Origin of the sequence: Rhodococcus sp. MEB041 (assembly GCF_030208955.1) — a bacterium.
Lineage (GTDB): Bacteria > Actinomycetota > Actinomycetes > Mycobacteriales > Mycobacteriaceae > Rhodococcoides.
On the sequence record NZ_JARVSZ010000004.1, the window covers coordinates 15,955 to 33,099 of the forward strand.

Genomic DNA, 17,145 nt, shown 5'->3' on the forward strand with positions numbered 1-17,145 from the left:
GAGAAGCGTGTACGAAGGTCCGGTCCAGGATCTGATCGACGAGCTGGGCAAACTTCCCGGTGTCGGACCGAAGAGCGCGCAGCGCATCGCCTTTCATCTGTTGGGGGTCGAGGCGCCCGAGATCGACCGCCTGCAGAAGGCATTGCAGCGCGTCCGCGACGGGGTGCAGTTCTGCATCGTCTGCGGCACCGTCTCCGACAAGGAACTGTGCCGCATCTGTGCGGACCCGCGCCGCGATCGGACGAAGATCTGCGTCGTCGAGGAACCCAAGGACGTGCAGGCCGTCGAACGCACCCGCGAGTTCAAGGGCAGATACCACGTGCTGGGCGGCGCGTTGGATCCGCTGAGCGGGGTCGGTCCCGATCAGCTGCGCATCCGGGAGTTGCTCACCCGCATCGGCAATCAGGAGGACGGCGTCGACGTCTCCGAGGTGATCATCGCGACCGACCCCAACACCGAGGGGGAGGCGACGGCCACCTACCTGCTGCGCATGATGCGTGATTTCCCCGGCCTGTCCGTCACCCGGCTGGCCTCCGGACTGCCCATGGGCGGCGACCTCGAGTTCGCGGACGAGCTCACGTTGGGCCGTGCGCTGTCCGGCCGCAACGTGATGAATTAGCGCTCGAGCCGATAGAGGCGCTCGGGTCGCCCCACGTTGCCGTAGTCGAGCGAGACGGTCACCCGGTCGACGTCGCTGAGGTACTCCAGGTAGCGGCGAGCGCTCGAACGCGACATCCCGGTCCTCTCGGCCATCGTGCTCGCCGAGGTCTCGCCGGGATTCTCCCGCAGTTGGTGCTCGACCATGGCCAGCGTCTCGGCGCTCAGGCCCTTGGGGAGCCGCGTCGCGGTCCCGCGCACTCCGAACGCCTTGTCGACGGCGTCCTGCTCCGCCTCGTCGATCGCGGCCAGCGACTCCCGTGTGCGGCGGTAGTGCTCGAGGCGCTCCTGCAGTGCCTGGAACTTGAACGGCTTGATCAGGTAGTGCACGGCGCCCGCGCGCAGTGCCTTGCGCACCGATTCGGCCTCGCGCTCGCTGGTGATCACCAGGACGTCGAGGTCGGGGATGATCTCCCGGAACGGGCCGATGAGATCGAGCCCGGTGACGCCGGGCAGATGGACGTCCAGCAGCACCAGATCGGGACGGGTGGACTCCACCTTCTCCAGCGCTTCCTGCGCCGTGTGCGCCACCCCGCACACCTCGAATCCGGCCACCTTGGTGACGAAACCGGTGTGCACCCGCGCGACCATGAAGTCGTCGTCCACCACCAGCACCCTGAGTGTCATCGCGTCCTCCCCCCGGATCCGGTGACGGCCCGGAAGACCGTCCACCGCGTACCGTCCTCGACTCTGTCACTCACGCCGACCTCACCGCCGCGTCGGCGGCACACGACACGCACGAGGGCGAGGCCGAAACCGTGCCCGTCGAGCGACGTCCCCTTCGTGCTCCACCCCTGCTCGAACACGCGATCGGCATCCTCCGTGCCGATGCCGGGGCCGTTGTCGGCCACCTCGACCTCGATCCCGTCCGCGTCCGCGACGATCCGGACGCGCACCACCGCGTCCACCGACTGCCCCTCGAGGACTGCGTCCACGGCCTGATTCTCGAGGACTGCGTCCACAGCCTGATTCTCGAGGACTGCGTCCACAGCGTTGTCGACGAGGTTGCCGACGACGGTGCAGAGGTCTCGGGAGGCATCGTCGTCGAGTCGCGGGAGGTGTGAGGCGTCGTCGAGTGCCACGGTCACCGAGCGGGCCGCGGCGGCGCCGATCTTGGCGATGAGCAGCGCGGCGACCCCGAGATCGTCGATGCGGTCGGTCACGGTGGACGTGAGGCGCTCACGATGCTCGGTGATGCCGTCGACGTACCGCTCCACCTCGTCGTACTCACCGAGCTGGACCAGTCCCGAGATGGTGTGCAGCTGGTTGTCGAACTCGTGGATGTGCTCCCGCAGTGCCGTCGAGCTGGTGCGGCTGATGTCGAGTTTGCTCTGGACCTCGCTCAGTTCGGTGCGGTCACGGAACGTGGTCACCGTGGCCACCTTCCGTCCCGACGCCTCGATCGGCACCGTGTTGAAGACGAGGATGCGATCTCCGGTGAGGACGAGCTGGTCGCCGTCGTCGCTCGGGTGACGCAGGACGTCGAGGACCCGGTCGTCGAGTCCGAGCTCCTCCACCCGCCGGCCCACACCGTCCTCGTCGAGGCCGAGCATGTCGTGTGCGCTGCGGCTCAGCAGGACCACCCGACCCGACGGATCCAGCGCCACCACGGCCTCCTTGAGGCCCTCGAGCATCGCCTGCCGCTGGCGCACCAGGTCGACGATCTCCCCGGCCTCCATTCCCATGGTCTGCCGCTTGACGCGTCGGGCCAGCAGGATCGACCCGACGGCGCCCAGAACGGAGGCCACGGCAAGGTAGATGACGAGGTCCGGGGTCGCCTGCGCGAGGCGCTCCCACACCGACGGGTACTCGCGGCCGACGATCGCCACACCGACGATGCGGCCGTCGGCATCGAGCACCGGGACCTGTGACTGCACGGACGCGTCGGGGGACACCGCGGTGTTGGCGCTCGTCTCGGCGAGACCGGTCCAGGATCGGCCCGTCCGCGCGCCCGCTCCCTCGGCCGCCGATTCCTGTCCCACCCGCGACGGGTCGGTCGCGACGACGATGATGCCGTCGGGGTCGGTCAGTTGCGCGTAGTCCAGACCCGAGACGGCCCGCACCGACTCGACCGCACCCTGCAGCGCCGTACGAATGCGGGGCTGGGCGGAGGCGAGCAGTTGTCGCACGGTGGGACTCGCGGCGAGGTTCTCGGCAGCCGACTGGACGCGCAGACCCTGTTCGCGCTGGAAGGTCGCCGACGCCTGGGCCAGCGACAACCCGCTGATGACGACGAGCACCGCGACGATGATGAGAAGCTGCAGTGCGAGCAGTTGCGACGAGAGGGTGCGGCGTGTTCCGAAGATGCGCAGTCGCCGCCCGATCACGAGGTGAACCGTACCGCCGGGCGAGCGCGGAATTCGTGCATCTGCGTGCGCTACGGACGCTCACAATGAACACAATCCCGTTTGTGCACCAAAGGGTGACCACAGTCACAGGATCCGACACAGTGAGACCGTGCCCATGAACCGACGCCTCCGCATCAGCGCTCTCGCAGCGTTGCTCGCGGTGCTCTGCACGGCGACCGCGTGCAGTGCGGGGGTGTCGGCCATGGTGACCGGGGCGGAGGAGCCGGGACTTCGTGTCATCGCTCCGTCGGTCGCCGGTGGCGGTTACGACCTGACCGCTCGCAGTCTGGCCCGAGGTTGGGCCGCGGAGGGCGTCGTGGTGGACGACGTCCTCGTACTACCCGGATCGGGTGGTGTCGTGGGACTCAATCGTCTCGCTCTCGAACAGGGCAACGATCGACTCCTGCTGGTGATGGGGCTGGGTCTGGTGGGCGCACTGTCCACCACCCCGTCCGATCACGAGATCGCGGACGTCACCCCGATCGCCCGACTCGTCACCGAACCCGAGGTCGTCCTGGTGCCGGCAGCATCCCCGCTGCGGACTCTGGACGATCTCACGAACGCCTGGCGACAGGATCCCGCGGCTCTGCAGTTCGCCGGCGGCTCCGCGGAGGGTGGGCCGGACGGGTTGTTCCGGACCCAGCTCGCCCGCACCGTCGGTGTCGACCCGCGAGCATCCGAGTACCGCGTCTTCGACGGCGGCGGTGAGTTGCTGCCGGCCCTGCTGACCGGCGAGGTCGACGTCGCCACCACGGGCGTCAGCGAATATCTGGACCAGATCGCGTCCGGTACGGTCCGGGCGCTCGCAGTCTCGAGCTCCGAACGTGTCGACGGCATCGACGCGCCCACTCTGCGGGAGCAGGGAGTCGACCTCGACTTCGACAACTGGCGCGGCATCCTCGCCCCGCCGGGACTGCCACCGGAGCGCGTCGACCGCCTGATCGCCGACGTCACAGCACTGGTCGGATCGCCGCTCTGGCAGGAGATCCTGGTGCAGAACGGGTGGCGGGACGCGCTGCTCACCGGAGACGACTTCGCGTCGTTCCTCCGAGCGCAGGCCGACCTGGTCCGCTCGACCATCGATCCACCCACCGACGGCTGACGCCGCACACCTCCGTACTGCGCCACACCTGTGCCCGCAGCCTGCCTCGACACACCCTGCACTATTCGAACAACGAGGAGTAGTAACCATGTTGGTGATACTCGGCTTCCTCATGGTTGCCGCTTTCATGTTCCTGATCCTGACCAAACGAGCGACCCCGGTGGTCGCCCTGATCCTGGTCCCGGTCATCTTCGGCCTGTTCGCCGGCGCCGGGCTCGGCATCGGCGACATGATCACGGACGGCATCAAGTCGCTCGCCCCCACGGCAGCGCTGCTGTTCTTCGCGATCATCTTCTTCGGCATCATGATCGACGTGGGTCTGTTCGACCCGCTGGTGCGCGGCATCCTCCGCCTGGTGCGCAACGATCCGATGAAGCTGGTCGTCGGCACCGCGGTGCTCGCCATGGTCGTGTCCCTCGACGGTGACGGCTCCACCACGTTCATCATCGTGACGTCCGCGCTGCTGCCGCTCTACCTGAAACTCGGTGTCTCACCGGTCATCCTGACGGTCGTCGCCGGCCTCGCCAACGGCACCATGAACATCATCCCGTGGGGTGGCCCGACCGTTCGCGCCGCGTCCGCACTGGGCATCTCGCCCTCCGACGTCTTCATCCCGATGGTCCCGTCGATGATCGCCGGCCTGATCATCGTGCTGCTCTTCTCGATCCACCTCGGCCTCATGGAGCGTCGCCGCCTCGGCTCGCTGATCTACGACACGGAGCTGGTGGGCGCCGGCGTCGGCACCGACGGCACCGGATCCGGAAACGGCAAGACCCGTCGCAGTACCGGAAGCGCCGACATCACCACCGGCGACGACGAGAACGACGGCAAGGCCGGACAGTTCATCGACGGCCTGGACCCCAACCGCGACACTCTGCGTCCGAAGCTGCTGTGGTTCAACGCGATCCTCACCGTCACGCTGCTCGTCATCCTGGTCATGGACATCCTGCCGATCCCGGTGCTCTTCATGATCGCAGCCTCGATCGCGCTGACGTTCAACTTCCCGAAGGTCAAGGAGCAGGGGGAGGCCATCGCTCGGCACTCCGCCTCCATCGTCTCCGTCGTCGCGATGGTGCTCGCCGCCGCCGTACTGACCGGTGTGTTCTCCGGTACCGGCATGGTCGAGGCCATGGCCGAGTGGCTCCTCGGCGTCATCCCCGACGCGATGGGCCCGTTCCTGGCCGTCATCACCGGAATCCTGTCGATCCCGTTGACGTTCTTCATGACCAACGACGCCTTCTACTTCGGCATCCTCCCGGTCCTCACCGAGACCGCCGCCCAGTACGGCATCGAGCCGGTCGAGATGGCCCGCGCCTCCATCACCGGGCAGCCCGTCCACCTGCAGAGCCCGCTGGTTCCCGCCATCCTGCTGCTGGTCACCCTGGCCGGCGTCTCGCTCGCCGACCACCACCGCAAGGTCCTGTGGCGTGCCACCGTCGTCTCCCTGACGATGCTCGCCGTCGGCGTCCTCCTCGGCCAGATCCCCTTCGGCTGATCAGCATCCACCAGAGAGAGGAGTCACCGACATGAGTGTCGCCGTCGTGCACAACAGTTCCGAGGAAGGCCGCAAGGCACTCGGATCGGCAGTCCAGCAGGCCCGGTCCGCAGGAACCGAACTGGTCGTCCTCCACGCCTTCTCCGGATCCGCGGATCCCTCCTCGGAGGCGAAGGAGACCACCGCGGTCGAGGACTCGATCCGCACGTCGCTCGCCGCGCTCGGGGAGTCCGAGGCGCAGTGGACTCTCGCTGCGGCCCAGCCCGATCCGGACGCGACCACCACACTGCTGGCGCTCATCGACAAGGCGGACGCCGAGTTGCTGGTCGTCGGGTCGCGGCATCGGTCGGCCGTCGGCAAGTTCCTGATGGGACAGGCCGTCCAGCGCCTGCTTCTCGAAACACCGGTACCGGTGCTGCTCGTCAAGTCGTGAGCGGAGTTCGTACCGTCGCTGTGAGCGCCACCCGCTGGGTGGCGCTCACAGCCGTGTCCGTGGCCGGATGGTTCGCGCTCGGCGCCGTCGGCCTGACGGCGCCGTCGTTGTTCGCGGCACTGGTGGTGGCGGTGGTCTTCGCCCTCACCGGACTGGGGCCGCGCGCCGTCCCGCGCGCGGGATCCATGGCGGCGCAGGGAACGTTGGCCGTCACCATAGGTCTCATGGTGGATGTCGAGACGCTGAGTGCGCTGGGGGACAACTGGTTTCCTGCGGTCGCCATCGGGATCGCGACGCTCGTCGTCAGCGCCGGCTGCGGTGCACTGCTCGCATTGAACAAGGACGTCACCGCGGCCACCGGGATGCTGGCGCTGATCGCGGGCGGGGCCACCGGTCTCGTCGCGACAGCGAGAGAGCTCGGCGGCGACGAACGTGTGGTCGCGGTGGTGCAGTACCTGCGGGTGGCACTGGTGGTGGTGACCATGCCTCTGGTGGTCACGTTCGTGTTCCACGCCGACACCCACTCGGTCGCGGCGGCCGCACCCGACGAGAATGCGCTGCTGTGGTGGGTGGGTCTGCTGTTCCTGCTCGGCGCTGTTCTCGTCGGCATCGCGGTGGGGCGGCTCGCGCGGCTTCCCGCACCGGCCACGCTGGGTCCGCTGATGGTGTCCGGCGCCTGCGCGCTGCTGGGCTGGCCCGTGGGCATCGAGGTTCCCATGATCGTGCTGCCACTCGCGTTCCTGGTCATCGGATGGCAAGCGGGACTGGCGTTCACGATGTCGAGCCTGCGCCTGATCGGCCGACTCTTCCCCTACGCGTTCGCGCTGGTGCTCGGCATCGGCGTGATCTGTGCGCTGCTCGGATGGGCGCTGTCCGCGTGGACCGGGACCAGCCTGCTCACCGGCTACCTGGCGACGACCCCCGGCGGGTTGGCGGCAGTGCTCGCGGTGTCCGCGTCCACCGGGTCCGACGTCACGTTCGTGGCGTGCGTGCAGCTCATCCGGCTGGTCTCGATGCTCGTGGCGGCACCGCTCATCGCCCAGCTCCTGATGCGCCGGGCGGCGCGGAGGCCGGCCGAGGATCCGGTCTCGGTCTAGCGGCGCAGACGCTCGGTGCGCAGTTGCTCGACGTCGGCCAGGTGCAACGGCTCGAGCGGGTGTCCGAGAGCGGTCTCGAGCAGGTGGTCGGCCAGCTCCGGGTTCCGTGCCAGCGCCGGTCCGTGCATGTACGTCCCGATGACCGACCCCTGGACGACCCCCTCGTTGCCGTCGCCCACCCCGTTGCCGATGCCGTGCTCCACTCGGGCGAACGGGGCCGCGTCGGGGCCGAGAGTGGTTCCGCCGCGATGGTTCTCGAAGCCGGTGAGTGTCTGGGTGAGGCGGTCCGACACCGGGCGGGTGATGACCTCGCCGATGGACCGCGTCGCCTGCGGCGCCGTGGTGACGTTCAGCATCGACACACCGTCGACGCGTTCGCCGGAGCTCGTCTCGTACCACTCGCCCAGCACCTGGATCGCCGCGCAGATGGCGAGCACCGGTGCACCGCGCTCGGCGGCGCGCTGCAGTCCGGGGTAGCGCGCGAGGTGCTTCGTCGCGAGTCGCTGCGCCGAGTCCTCCGCTCCGCCGAGCACGTAGACGTCGAGGGACTCGGGCACCGGATCGGCGAGGGTGATCGACACGATCTCGGCGTCGAGTCCGCGCATCAGCATGCGCTGGCTCAGGACGAGCGCGTTGCCGCTGTCGCCGTACGTGCCCATGACGTCGGGCAGGACGAGCCCGATACGGAAATCAGACACCGGGTGCCTCCTTCGCGGTCTCGCGCGCCAGCGCCCGGCCGAGGTCACGGAAGGCCGTGTAGTTCGCCAGGACCTCCACGCGCCCGGGTGGGCAGGAGGCGATGGCCCGCAACGGGTTCGGCACCACGGTGTGGTCGGCTCCGGCGTACGTCAGGCGAACTCCCAGGTCGGTCGCACGTTCACCGGCCGCCACCACCGTGGTGTTCTCGAAGTGCTCGAACCGCACGTCCCACAGCCACGACAGGTCCTCGCCGTCGGGCACCTGGCCGTTGACGGCGATCACCAGGCCGTCGGCGGCCGGGTCGATCATCGACAGTGCTTCCTGCCATCCGGCGGGGTTCTTGGCCAGCAGCATGCGCACGGTGTGGGATCCGTACTGGATCGAGCTGTAGCGGCCCGCCACCTCGTCGACCGCGGACACCGCGGCGACGGCCTGCGCGGGATCGGCGCCCATCGTGACCGCGGCAGCGACGGCCTGCGCCGCGTTTCCGCGGTTGGCCCGGCCGGGCAGCGTCAAACTCATGGGGAGCACGAGACCGTCCGGGCCGTACAGGTTCTCGTCGTCGAGCCACCACTGCGGCTCCGGCCGCGAGAACTCCCGCCCGCCCTCCAGCAGACCTGTGCTGCGCCAGTGCGTGCCGTTCCACTCGATGGGTTCCCCGGTGCGGGGGCAGCTGACCGAGTCGCCGACCCACCCGCCGCCGGCGGCCACCCACACGGTCCGCGGAGCGTCGTACGCCGCGGACGTCATCAGCACGTCGTCGCAGTTGGCGACGACGACGGTGTCGGGATGGGCGACGATTCCCGCGCGGAGCTTGCGCTCGATCATGTTGATCTCGCCGACGCGGTCGAGCTGATCACGGCTGAGGTTCAGCAACACCAGGACCTCGGGGTTCACGGCGTCGCACACGTGCGGGACGTGCAGCTCGTCGACCTCGAGGGCCGCCAGCGGCGCGGTGCGCCGTGAGTTCAGCGCGGCGACGATGCCCGCGTCCATGTTGGCGCCGTCGGCCTGCGTCGCCACCTCGCCCAGTGTCGCGAGCGCCGCCGCGGTCATCCGGGTGGTGGTCGACTTGCCGTTGGTGCCGGTGATGACGGCCGTGCGTCGATTCGCGCCCAGGCGCGACATGAGGGCCGGGTCGATCTTCAGCGCGACGAGACCGCCGATCATCGATCCCTTGCCGCGACCGGCCTTCTGCGAGGCCCACGCGGCCGCGGAGGCCGCCGACAGTGCCAGGCGTCCGCGGGCTCCGAGGTGCCGTCTGCTGCTGTCGATCATGGTGTCCGATCCTCCCACATGCGGTGGACACGGGAGAGTCAGCAGGAGGTCAGGGCTGCGAGAGGAGGCGTTCGATGTCGTCCAGCACGGCCTGTCCGCCGCGAGGTCCCACGCCGGTGATCCAGTACGACTGGTCGACGAGGTGCGGATTCGGGAACGCCGTCGTGTTCGACGTGACGGACGTGGGCATCGACGCCGGATCGTCCGGTGTCGCCGACGTCACGACCACGAGATCGGCGCGGGCCTCCGTCGCCAGTTCGGGGGAGACGTCGACACTGATCTCGTTCGACCACTCCGGGCGGGGCGGCGTGGTGAACCCGGCGCACTCGAGGGTGCTGCCCGCGAAGGACAGCGGTCCGTAGAGCGTGAGCTCCTCGTTGCGTGGCCGGATGAGCTGCGCCGTCGACCCGGCGGTGTCGAACCTGTCGGCGATCTCGTCGCACCGCGCGTCGTAGTCGCCCAGCAACGGCTCCGCGTCACGTCCGAGGGCGCGCCCGACGAGGCGGACGTTGTCCTGCCACGGGTCGCTCTGCGACGCCATGAACACCGTCGGAGCGATCGCGGACAACCGCTCGTACAGCTCCGAGTGGCGCGTCTCCGTTCCCAGGATCAGGTCCGGCTGCAGAGCCGCGATGGCCTCGACGCGAGGCTCCGCGACGGTGCCGACGGTCTCGATGCGCGACGCCTCGTCGCCCAGATACGGGGGCACCCCCGTCGCCTCGCTCAGCACCGACGTGCCCACCGGAACGACGCCGAGCGCGACACTCGTGTCGAGCTGGACGGGTTCGAGAGTGACGACTCGCAACGGCGACGAGGGCACCTCCGTGTCCCCGCGCGCATGGGTCACGGTCCGGGTGCTGTCCGCGGCGTCCTCGGCTGTCGCATCGGTCGAACACGCCGAGGCGACGAGGGCCGTCGCGGCGAGCAGGGTCGCCAGGACAGTACTTCTTCTTCCGAACACGCTTGCCGAGCCTCCGTCACAGTGATGGTGAGGGGACCCTAACCGACGGTGGCTCCGGACGGAGGAGTCACGATCCGGGGCTCGGTCGGTGTGGTCGTCGCGGATCGCGGCGAGCGGCTCAGACCCCACGTGCAGCCGCCGATCACGACGGCCGCACCGACGAGGGAGAGGACGCTCGGCGTCTCGTCGAGCACGAGCCAGGACGCACCGATGCCGACGACCGGGACCAGCAACGAGAACGGCGCGACGACGCCGGCGGGGTAGCGGCTGATCAGGACGGTCCACAGTCCCGAGCCGGCGATCGTGCCGATGACCACGATGTAGGCGAGCCCGATCAACCCGGAGAACTGCCCGGCCGACACCACGTCGCCGATGGCGGTCCATCCCGTGGTCGGACCCTCGACGACGGCCGACAACGCGAACATCGGCAGCGGGGGAACCACCGTCATCCACAGCATGAGTCGCATCGGCTCGACGGGAACGCCGGAGGCCGGTCGAGATGCTCGTGTCGCCAGTCGGTTTCCGAGATTGCCGAAGGCCCAGCTGAGGCCTGCCAGCAGCGTCAGCAGCACGGGCAGGAGGGTGGCGTTGTGGGCGCGATCCCACCCGATGAGGATCATGCCCCCGACGGCGATGCCGATCCCGATCCACTGGCGCGGCCCGACCTTCTCCCGCAGCAGCAGCGCGCCGAGAACGACGGTGAACGGCGCCGACGACTGGAGCACCAGCGAGGCCAGGCCGGTGGGCATACCGGCGTTCATCGCGGCGAAGAGGAACGCGAACTGCAGCAGGCCGAAACCCGTGCCGTACAGCAGGAGCCAGCGCACCGGCACGGTCGGTCGGCGGACGAAGAGGACGACCGGAACGGCGATCACCGCGAACCGCAGGGCAGCGAAGAAGAACGGCGGGAACTGGTCGAGCCCGGCGCGGATGGCGAGGAAGTTCAGTCCCCAGACCACCACGACGATCAGTCCGAGCAGGCGGTCGCGAGTGGTCATGACCTCGAGTGTTCCGGGTGCGACTGCTAAGAACAATCGAATTGTGGTGACCGGTAGCTGTAGCGTTGCTACATGAATGTCGACCGGTTGCGCGTCCTGCGGGCGCTGGCGGATCGCGGCACGGTCGCCGCGGCCGCCGACGCGCTGTCGATGACACCGTCCGCGGTGTCGCAGCAGCTCAAGGTGTTGGCGAGGGAGGCGGGAGTCGCCCTGCTCGAACCCGACGGGCGCCGCGTGCGGCTCACCGCGGCGGGACGCGCGCTGCTTCCTCACGCCGACGACGTGCTCGCCGCCCTCGACCGGGCGTCGGAGGAGATGGCGTCGTACCGCGGCAGCGCGCGCGGAACCGTTCGACTGGCGCTCTTCCCCTCGGGCGCCGCACTGTTGCTGCCGGGGGTTCTGGACCGGCTCACCGAGGCGGGTGTGGATGTCGACGCCCGGGACGAGGACGTGCCCGCGTCGGCCGTGCCGGCGTTGCTCGCGGACTACGACGTGGTGCTGACGCATCGGGACGAGCGCGCACCGAGCATCGCGTCCGAGCGGGTGGAGGTGCGTTCACTGATGCGCGAGCCCATCGACCTGGTGCTGCCGCCGGGGCACCCGCTGGCGGAGCGTGATGCCGTCGACATCGAGGATCTGGCGGACGAGCGGTGGATCAGTGTCCGCGGAGGGTTCCCGGTGGACGACGTGCTGCTCTCCATCGCGACGGTCACCGGGGTGGCGCCGCGAGTCGATCTGCGTATCAACGACTTCCGGCTCATGGAGGAGCTGGTGGCCCACGGCCACGGGATCGCGCTGATGCCGCGCCACGCCTCGACGCACCCGGGTGTCACGCAACGCCGGTTGGCCGGGGTGCGCGCGGCCCGCATCTACGACCTGGCGACACGACCCCGCGCCGCGGAGCGTCCGGCCGTGCGGGCCGTGGTGGACGCGTTCGCGGCGCGGGTCGCGGAGGTCACTGCGTGACCCGTGCGCCTTTTGCGTATCCCTGGATGCGCAGAAGGCGCACGAGGGCTACGCCCCGGATCGTGCCGCCCGGTTCACGGCCGAGACCACGGCGCGCAGTGATGCCGTGGTGATGGAGGTGGCGATACCGACACCCCACACGATGGTCTCGCCGCCGCCGGGCAGCCGCACGGCCGCCTCGACGTAGGCCGCGGCCTGGGCGTCGTCGCCGGCGGACATGGCGTGCTCGGAGTAGTCGAGGACGCTGACGTCGTACCCGATGGAGCCCAGCGCGTCGACGAAGGCGGCGAGTGGACCGTTGCCGTCGCCCGTGATCTCCTGCTCGGCGCCGTCGACCTTGACGATCGCGGAGATCGAGTCGATTCCGCCGTCCTCCTCGGCCGCGGTGACGCGCTGCCGGATGCGCTCGAGAGGAACGATCGGGGCCAGGTACTCCTCGGAGAACACGTCCCACATGGCCTTGGGCGACACCTCGCCGCCCTCGCCGTCGGTGACGCGCTGCACGGCCGAGGAGAACTCGATCTGCAGTCGACGCGGCAGCACCAGCCCGTGGTCCGACTTCATGATGTAAGCGACGCCGCCCTTGCCGGACTGCGAGTTGACGCGGATCACGGCCTCGTACGTGCGGCCGACGTCCTTGGGGTCGACGGGCAGGTACGGAACCTGCCACAGCACGTCGCCGACGTCCTGATCCTGTTCGTCCGCAGACACTTTCATCGCGTCGAGGCCCTTGTTCACGGCGTCCTGGTGGCTGCCGGAGAACGCGGTGTAGACCAGGTCGCCGCCGTACGGGTGGCGCTCGTGGACGGGCAGCTGGTTGCAGTACTCGACGGTGCGCCGGATCTCGTCGATGTTGGAGAAGTCGATCTGCGGGTCGACTCCGCGAGTGAAGAGATTCAGGCCCAGCGTGACCAGGCAGACGTTGCCGGTGCGCTCACCGTTGCCGAAGAGGCAACCCTCGATGCGGTCGGCGCCGGCCTGGTAGCCCAGTTCGGCTGCGGCGACGCCGGTCCCGCGGTCGTTGTGCGGGTGCAGGCTCAGCACGATCGAGTCGCGACGTTCGAGATTGCGGTGCATCCACTCGATGGAGTCGGCGTAGACGTTGGGGGTCGCCATCTCGACGGTCGCGGGCAGGTTCAGGATCATCGGGTTCTCCGGTGTGGGAGCGATGATCTCGGTGACCGCGTCACAGACCTTCTTGGCGTACTCGAGCTCCGTGCCGGTGTAGGACTCGGGCGAGTACTCGTAGCGCCAGTGCGTGTCGGGGAACTTCGTCGCCTCCTCGAGCACCTTGCGGGCACCGTCGGTCGCGATCTTCTCGATGGCGTCGCGGTCCGCGCGGAAGACCACGCGGCGCTGCAGGATCGACGTGGAGTTGTAGAAGTGGACGATGACGCTGCGGGCGCCCTCGCACGCGACGAACGTGCGCTCGATCAGTTCCGGCCGGCACTGGGTGAGCACCTGGATGGTGACGTCGTCGGGAATCGCACCGTCCTCGATGATCTCGCGGACGAAGTCGAAGTCGGTCTGGCTCGCGGACGGGAAACCGACTTCGATCTCCTTGTAGCCCATACGAACCAGCAGTTCGAACATGCGGCGCTTGCGCGCGGGGCTCATCGGGTCGATGAGTGCCTGGTTGCCGTCACGCAGGTCCACGGCGCACCACTGGGGTGCGCGATCGATGACCTTGTCCGGCCAGGTGCGGTCGGGGAGGGTGAGCGGTTCGACCTCCTCGGCGAACGACCGGTACCGGAACGTCGGCATCGACGAGTTCTTCTGGGTGTTCCACGAGGGCTGATCGGCGGGCGCAGGCTTGGTGGGGGTGGTGACCGTGCGTGAGCCGGATACGAAAGCGTCGGCGGGTGACATCGATGATCTCCGTTGTGAGGAAGGGGACGACCGGCGCCGAAAAGACCCGCGACAGGGAGCCGGTCTGTGAATCAGACCCCGTCGCGGCGACGAAGGAGGAGGGCGAACCCGGCGCCGAACATGCGGGTCACCCTACTCCGTCGCCCGCGCGGACGACACCGGCACGTCTCACGGGCGCGGTGCCACGTCCTTCCACCGCTCCGGTTCCGCCAGCATGGCGCCGTCCGCGGTGCGCCAGCAGGCGGACAGGAGGTCGTACCCGGCCGCGTCGACTCGCAGGTGCGACTCCCACCTCGCCGACGTCCACTCCCGGTCGTCGCTGACGGCGTGCTCGGCGGCGAAGGCGGCCCCGACGAGCTCGAACTGCACGTCTCGCCGCGCGGTCATGGCGTCCGGATGGGTGGGTGTCACGGTGCGCAGCAGATCCGCCGTCCGGCGACAGGCGTCGAGAACGCGCCCGTCGCACCAGAGCAGGCACCGCCGATGAGCGTGACGAGCGACCACCCACATCGACGCCAGCGCGCACAGCACACCGATGCTCGTCTCGACGAGACGCTCGGTCGCGAGCGGCCACGCCTGCGCACCCGGATGGGACGCGCCGCCGATGAGCAGCGCCAGGGGCGTGATGAACATGACGGCGATGCCGTAGTTCCGAGCGATGACCAGTTCGATGAGGAACTGCAGTGCCATCAGCAGCAGGACCAGCACGAACCCGCTCGGTGACAGTGAGAAGACGACGGCGAAGAGCACCACTCCGACGGCCGTGCCCACCAGGCGGTGCAGGGCGCGGACGGTACCTCGTGGTCGGTCGAGGCCCTGTTGCAGCACGAGGACCGCGCCGATGACAGCCCAGTCGGGCCGCCCGAGCCCGGCGACGACGGCGATCGCGCCCGAGGCCGCGGATGCGCAGAAGACGCGGAGCGCCGTGGTGGTGGCGTGGGAATCGACGTGCAGGGCCCGGACCAGCCGGAACTTGATCGTCGGGCGCGACATCGGGACGGAGGGCGTGTGATCCGGAGTGACGTGCACGGTGTCCGACGCGTGCTCGGGATCGAGCGGTGCGTCGCCGATGATGCGCGCGAAGTCGAGGTGGACCCTCCGTAGTCGCAGGACCAGCGGATCGTCGATCCGGCGAGCCGGTATCCCGGCGTCGTGCAGCGCGGCCCAGGCGCGATCGACCGCGACGGCGGCGCGGTGCCGGGCACCGACCGCGGGATCGCCCGCGGTGCGCGCCTCACCGAAGTCGGTCACGCTCCGCTCGGCGGCTGCCACGGCGTCGCGTTCCGGTTTCGACGCGTCGCGCAGTGCCGGTGCCATCGACACGACCAGGGCCCACAGCGCTCCGAGCGCGACGCAGGCGGAGTTGACCCACGCCGTCACCCCGCTCTGCGGGACGATGGTGGCGATCGCGCAGGTCAGGACGAAGAAGAAGGCACCGGGCGGTCCGAGACGGAGCGCATCCACCACGAAGGTCGCGACGGTGCCCAGGACGGTGAGCACCACGACGACGAGGACGGCGCCCACCACGGAGTTCCGCGGGTCGCCGTACTGGCCCACGAGGCCGCCGACGGTGGCGGACAGCACGAGCGCGAGACCGGCCCACAGGACGACCGACCAGCGGGACCGGAACGGCCGGCCCTCGCCGTAGACGACGGCGAACCCGCCTGCCGCGGTCAGCAGGGCCTCGGTGGGAAAACCGAGCGCGAGCAGCGCGAGTGCCGGAACACCGAACGCGAGCGCGGCGCGGAGGCCGCCGGGCCAGCGCGGCCCCACCGACGGCACCGCGACGAAGAGTCGTCGGCGCCGAGGACGAGGCGGTAGAGCGGACGGGTCCGGGGCTGTCACCACCTGATGGTAGGCACGCGATTCCCCCCGGACCCCCGCAGGTCGGTAGGCTGCTGACCGTTCCGGCGGCACCCGTCGCACCAGTGGATGTCCAGCGGGACGTTCTCGACTCGGGAGGTAGCACCAGCGTGGCACTCGTCGTTCAGAAGTACGGAGGATCCTCGGTGGCGACCGCCGAGCGGATCCGGCGCGTCGCTGAACGGATCGTCGAGACCAAGCGCAAGGGCCACGACGTGGTGGTGGTCGTCTCCGCGATGGGAGACACCACCGACGAACTGCTCGACCTCGCGCACCAGGTGTGCCCCGCGCCGCCCGCGCGCGAGATGGACATGCTGCTCACGTCGGGCGAACGCATCTCCAACGCGCTCGTCGCCATGGCCATCCACTCCCTCGGCGCCGAGGCCCGATCCTTCACGGGATCGCAGGCCGGCGTCGTCACCACCAGCGTGCACGGCAACGCCAAGATCATCGACGTGACGCCCGGCCGTGTCCGCGACGCACTCGACGAGGGCTCGATCGTCCTCGTCGCCGGTTTCCAGGGCGTCAGCCAGGACAGCAAGGACGTGACGACGCTCGGGCGCGGTGGGTCGGACACCACCGCCGTCGCGCTCGCCGCCGCGCTGAACGCCGACGTCTGCGAGATCTACACCGATGTCGACGGCATCTTCACCGCCGACCCACGCATCGTTCCCGACGCCCGTCACCTCGAGAAGGTCTCGTTCGAGGAGATGCTCGAGATGGCGGCGTGCGGCGCCAAGGTCCTGATGCTGCGGTGCGTGGAATACGCCCGCCGCTACAACGTTCCCGTCCACGTCCGCTCGTCGTACACCACCAAGCCAGGGACCATCGTGTCCGGATCCATGGAGGACATTCCAGTGGAAGAAGCCATTCTGACCGGTGTCGCGCACGACCGGAGCGAAGCGAAGGTCACGGTCGTCGGCCTGTCCGATCAGCCGGGCTTCGCCGCCAAGGTCTTCCGGGCCGTCGCGGACGCCGAGATCAACATCGACATGGTGCTGCAGAACGTCTCGCGCATCGACACCGGCAAGACCGACATCACGTTCACGTGCCCCAAGGCCGACGGACCCACCGCGGTGGAGAAGCTGACCAAGCTGCAGGGCGAGATCGGCTTCACCAAGGTGCTCTACGACGACCACATCGGCAAGGTCTCGCTCATCGGCGCCGGCATGAAGTCGCACCCCGGCGTCACCGCGACGTTCTGTGAAGCGCTCGCCGACGCGGGCATCAACATCGACCTCATCAGCACCTCGGAGATCCGTATCTCCGTGCTGACCAAGGACTCCGAGCTCGACGAGGCCGTGCGCGTGCTGCACGCCGCCTTCGGCCTCGGCGGCGACGAGATCGCCGTCGTGCACGGCGGAACCGGAAGGTAGGAG

Annotated in this window: 15 protein-coding genes; 7 read left to right on the forward strand and 8 right to left on the reverse strand. The window is 69.2% G+C overall.

Features of this window, described 5'->3' with window-relative positions; translation table 11 throughout:
- Window positions 1–7 precede the first annotated feature (7 nt).
- Window positions 8–619: a recombination mediator RecR gene (recR, locus tag QRN16_RS12040; protein WP_027506637.1), complete on the forward strand. Its 612-nt coding sequence runs from the start codon at window positions 8–10 to the stop codon at window positions 617–619.
- Here the strand turns inward: recR and QRN16_RS12045 are convergent.
- On the reverse strand, window positions 616–1,284 hold the full coding sequence (locus QRN16_RS12045) for a response regulator (protein WP_056444251.1): 669 nt from the start codon (window positions 1,282–1,284) through the stop codon (window positions 616–618). The genes recR and QRN16_RS12045 overlap by 4 nt on opposite strands.
- Window positions 1,281–2,984, reverse strand: a complete 1,704-nt coding sequence (locus QRN16_RS12050; protein WP_285186985.1) for a sensor histidine kinase — start codon at window positions 2,982–2,984, stop codon at window positions 1,281–1,283. The genes QRN16_RS12045 and QRN16_RS12050 overlap by 4 nt, the downstream gene beginning before the upstream one ends.
- Window positions 2,985–3,120: 136 nt before the next feature.
- Between QRN16_RS12050 and QRN16_RS12055 the strand changes: the two genes are divergently transcribed.
- From QRN16_RS12055 to QRN16_RS12070, 4 genes are all read left to right on the forward strand, one after another.
- Window positions 3,121–4,107 carry a Bug family tripartite tricarboxylate transporter substrate binding protein gene (locus QRN16_RS12055; RefSeq protein ID WP_285187561.1) on the forward strand — a complete coding sequence of 329 codons (987 nt, stop codon included), beginning with the start codon at window positions 3,121–3,123 and terminating at the stop codon, window positions 4,105–4,107.
- 88 nt (window positions 4,108–4,195) lie between these two features.
- A complete protein-coding gene (locus QRN16_RS12060) occupies window positions 4,196–5,602 on the forward strand; it encodes a CitMHS family transporter (protein WP_502943999.1) in 1,407 nt (468 codons plus the stop codon).
- Window positions 5,603–5,633: 31 nt separating this feature from the next.
- The gene (locus QRN16_RS12065) at window positions 5,634–6,035 is read left to right on the forward strand and encodes a universal stress protein (RefSeq protein ID WP_027506642.1); all 402 of its coding nucleotides are present in this window, start codon (window positions 5,634–5,636) and stop codon (window positions 6,033–6,035) included.
- 20 nt (window positions 6,036–6,055) lie between these two features.
- A complete protein-coding gene (locus QRN16_RS12070; protein ID WP_285186988.1) occupies window positions 6,056–7,132 on the forward strand; it encodes an AbrB family transcriptional regulator in 1,077 nt (358 codons plus the stop codon).
- Here the strand turns inward: QRN16_RS12070 and QRN16_RS12075 are convergent.
- Genes QRN16_RS12075 through QRN16_RS12090 form a run of 4 tightly spaced genes read right to left on the reverse strand, consistent with a single transcriptional unit; the run spans window position 7,129 to window position 11,068 of the window.
- Window positions 7,129–7,830 (reverse strand): type 1 glutamine amidotransferase, encoded by a 702-nt coding sequence (locus QRN16_RS12075; protein WP_285186989.1) that lies wholly within the window; start codon window positions 7,828–7,830, stop codon window positions 7,129–7,131. The two genes, QRN16_RS12070 and QRN16_RS12075, sit on opposite strands and share 4 nt — an antisense overlap.
- Window positions 7,823–9,109 (reverse strand): Mur ligase family protein, encoded by a 1,287-nt coding sequence (locus tag QRN16_RS12080; RefSeq protein ID WP_027506645.1) that lies wholly within the window; start codon window positions 9,107–9,109, stop codon window positions 7,823–7,825. The genes QRN16_RS12075 and QRN16_RS12080 overlap by 8 nt, the downstream gene beginning before the upstream one ends.
- A 49-nt stretch (window positions 9,110–9,158) precedes the next feature.
- A complete protein-coding gene (locus QRN16_RS12085; RefSeq protein ID WP_285186994.1) occupies window positions 9,159–10,070 on the reverse strand; it encodes an ABC transporter substrate-binding protein in 912 nt (303 codons plus the stop codon).
- 38 nt (window positions 10,071–10,108) lie between these two features.
- Window positions 10,109–11,068, reverse strand: coding sequence for an EamA family transporter (locus QRN16_RS12090; RefSeq protein WP_285187000.1), 960 nt, complete (start codon window positions 11,066–11,068; stop codon window positions 10,109–10,111).
- Between the two features lie 72 nt (window positions 11,069–11,140).
- Between QRN16_RS12090 and QRN16_RS12095 the strand changes: the two genes are divergently transcribed.
- Window positions 11,141–12,034 carry a LysR family transcriptional regulator gene (locus QRN16_RS12095; protein WP_027506648.1) on the forward strand — a complete coding sequence of 298 codons (894 nt, stop codon included), beginning with the start codon at window positions 11,141–11,143 and terminating at the stop codon, window positions 12,032–12,034.
- Window positions 12,035–12,082: 48 nt separating this feature from the next.
- On the opposite strand, the gene leuA is transcribed toward QRN16_RS12095, so the two are convergent.
- Both leuA and QRN16_RS12105 read right to left on the reverse strand, forming a co-directional pair.
- Window positions 12,083–13,903: a 2-isopropylmalate synthase gene (leuA, locus tag QRN16_RS12100; RefSeq protein WP_285187002.1), complete on the reverse strand. Its 1,821-nt coding sequence runs from the start codon at window positions 13,901–13,903 to the stop codon at window positions 12,083–12,085.
- Window positions 13,904–14,071: 168 nt separating this feature from the next.
- The gene (locus QRN16_RS12105; RefSeq protein ID WP_285187004.1) at window positions 14,072–15,748 is read right to left on the reverse strand and encodes an FUSC family protein; all 1,677 of its coding nucleotides are present in this window, start codon (window positions 15,746–15,748) and stop codon (window positions 14,072–14,074) included.
- Between the two features lie 128 nt (window positions 15,749–15,876).
- Here QRN16_RS12105 and QRN16_RS12110 point away from each other — a divergent pair, with 128 nt between their 5' ends.
- A complete protein-coding gene (locus tag QRN16_RS12110; protein WP_285187006.1) occupies window positions 15,877–17,142 on the forward strand; it encodes an aspartate kinase in 1,266 nt (421 codons plus the stop codon).
- The last annotated feature ends 3 nt before the right edge of the window (window positions 17,143–17,145 follow it).

What these genes read in the sequence shown, in the direction of transcription:
- QRN16_RS12080 (WP_027506645.1), bottom strand. Translation starts at nt 9,109, where the DNA reads ATGATCGACAGCAGCAGACGGCACCTCGGAGCCCGCGGACGCCTGGCA.
- QRN16_RS12095 (WP_027506648.1), top strand. Translation starts at nt 11,141, where the DNA reads ATGAATGTCGACCGGTTGCGCGTCCTGCGGGCGCTGGCGGATCGCGGC.
- QRN16_RS12045 (WP_056444251.1), bottom strand. Translation starts at nt 1,284, where the DNA reads ATGACACTCAGGGTGCTGGTGGTGGACGACGACTTCATGGTCGCGCGG.
- QRN16_RS12055 (WP_285187561.1), top strand. Translation starts at nt 3,121, where the DNA reads ATGAACCGACGCCTCCGCATCAGCGCTCTCGCAGCGTTGCTCGCGGTG.
- leuA (WP_285187002.1), bottom strand. Translation starts at nt 13,903, where the DNA reads ATGTCACCCGCCGACGCTTTCGTATCCGGCTCACGCACGGTCACCACC.
- QRN16_RS12060 (WP_502943999.1), top strand. Translation starts at nt 4,196, where the DNA reads ATGTTGGTGATACTCGGCTTCCTCATGGTTGCCGCTTTCATGTTCCTG.
- QRN16_RS12090 (WP_285187000.1), bottom strand. Translation starts at nt 11,068, where the DNA reads ATGACCACTCGCGACCGCCTGCTCGGACTGATCGTCGTGGTGGTCTGG.
- QRN16_RS12065 (WP_027506642.1), top strand. Translation starts at nt 5,634, where the DNA reads ATGAGTGTCGCCGTCGTGCACAACAGTTCCGAGGAAGGCCGCAAGGCA.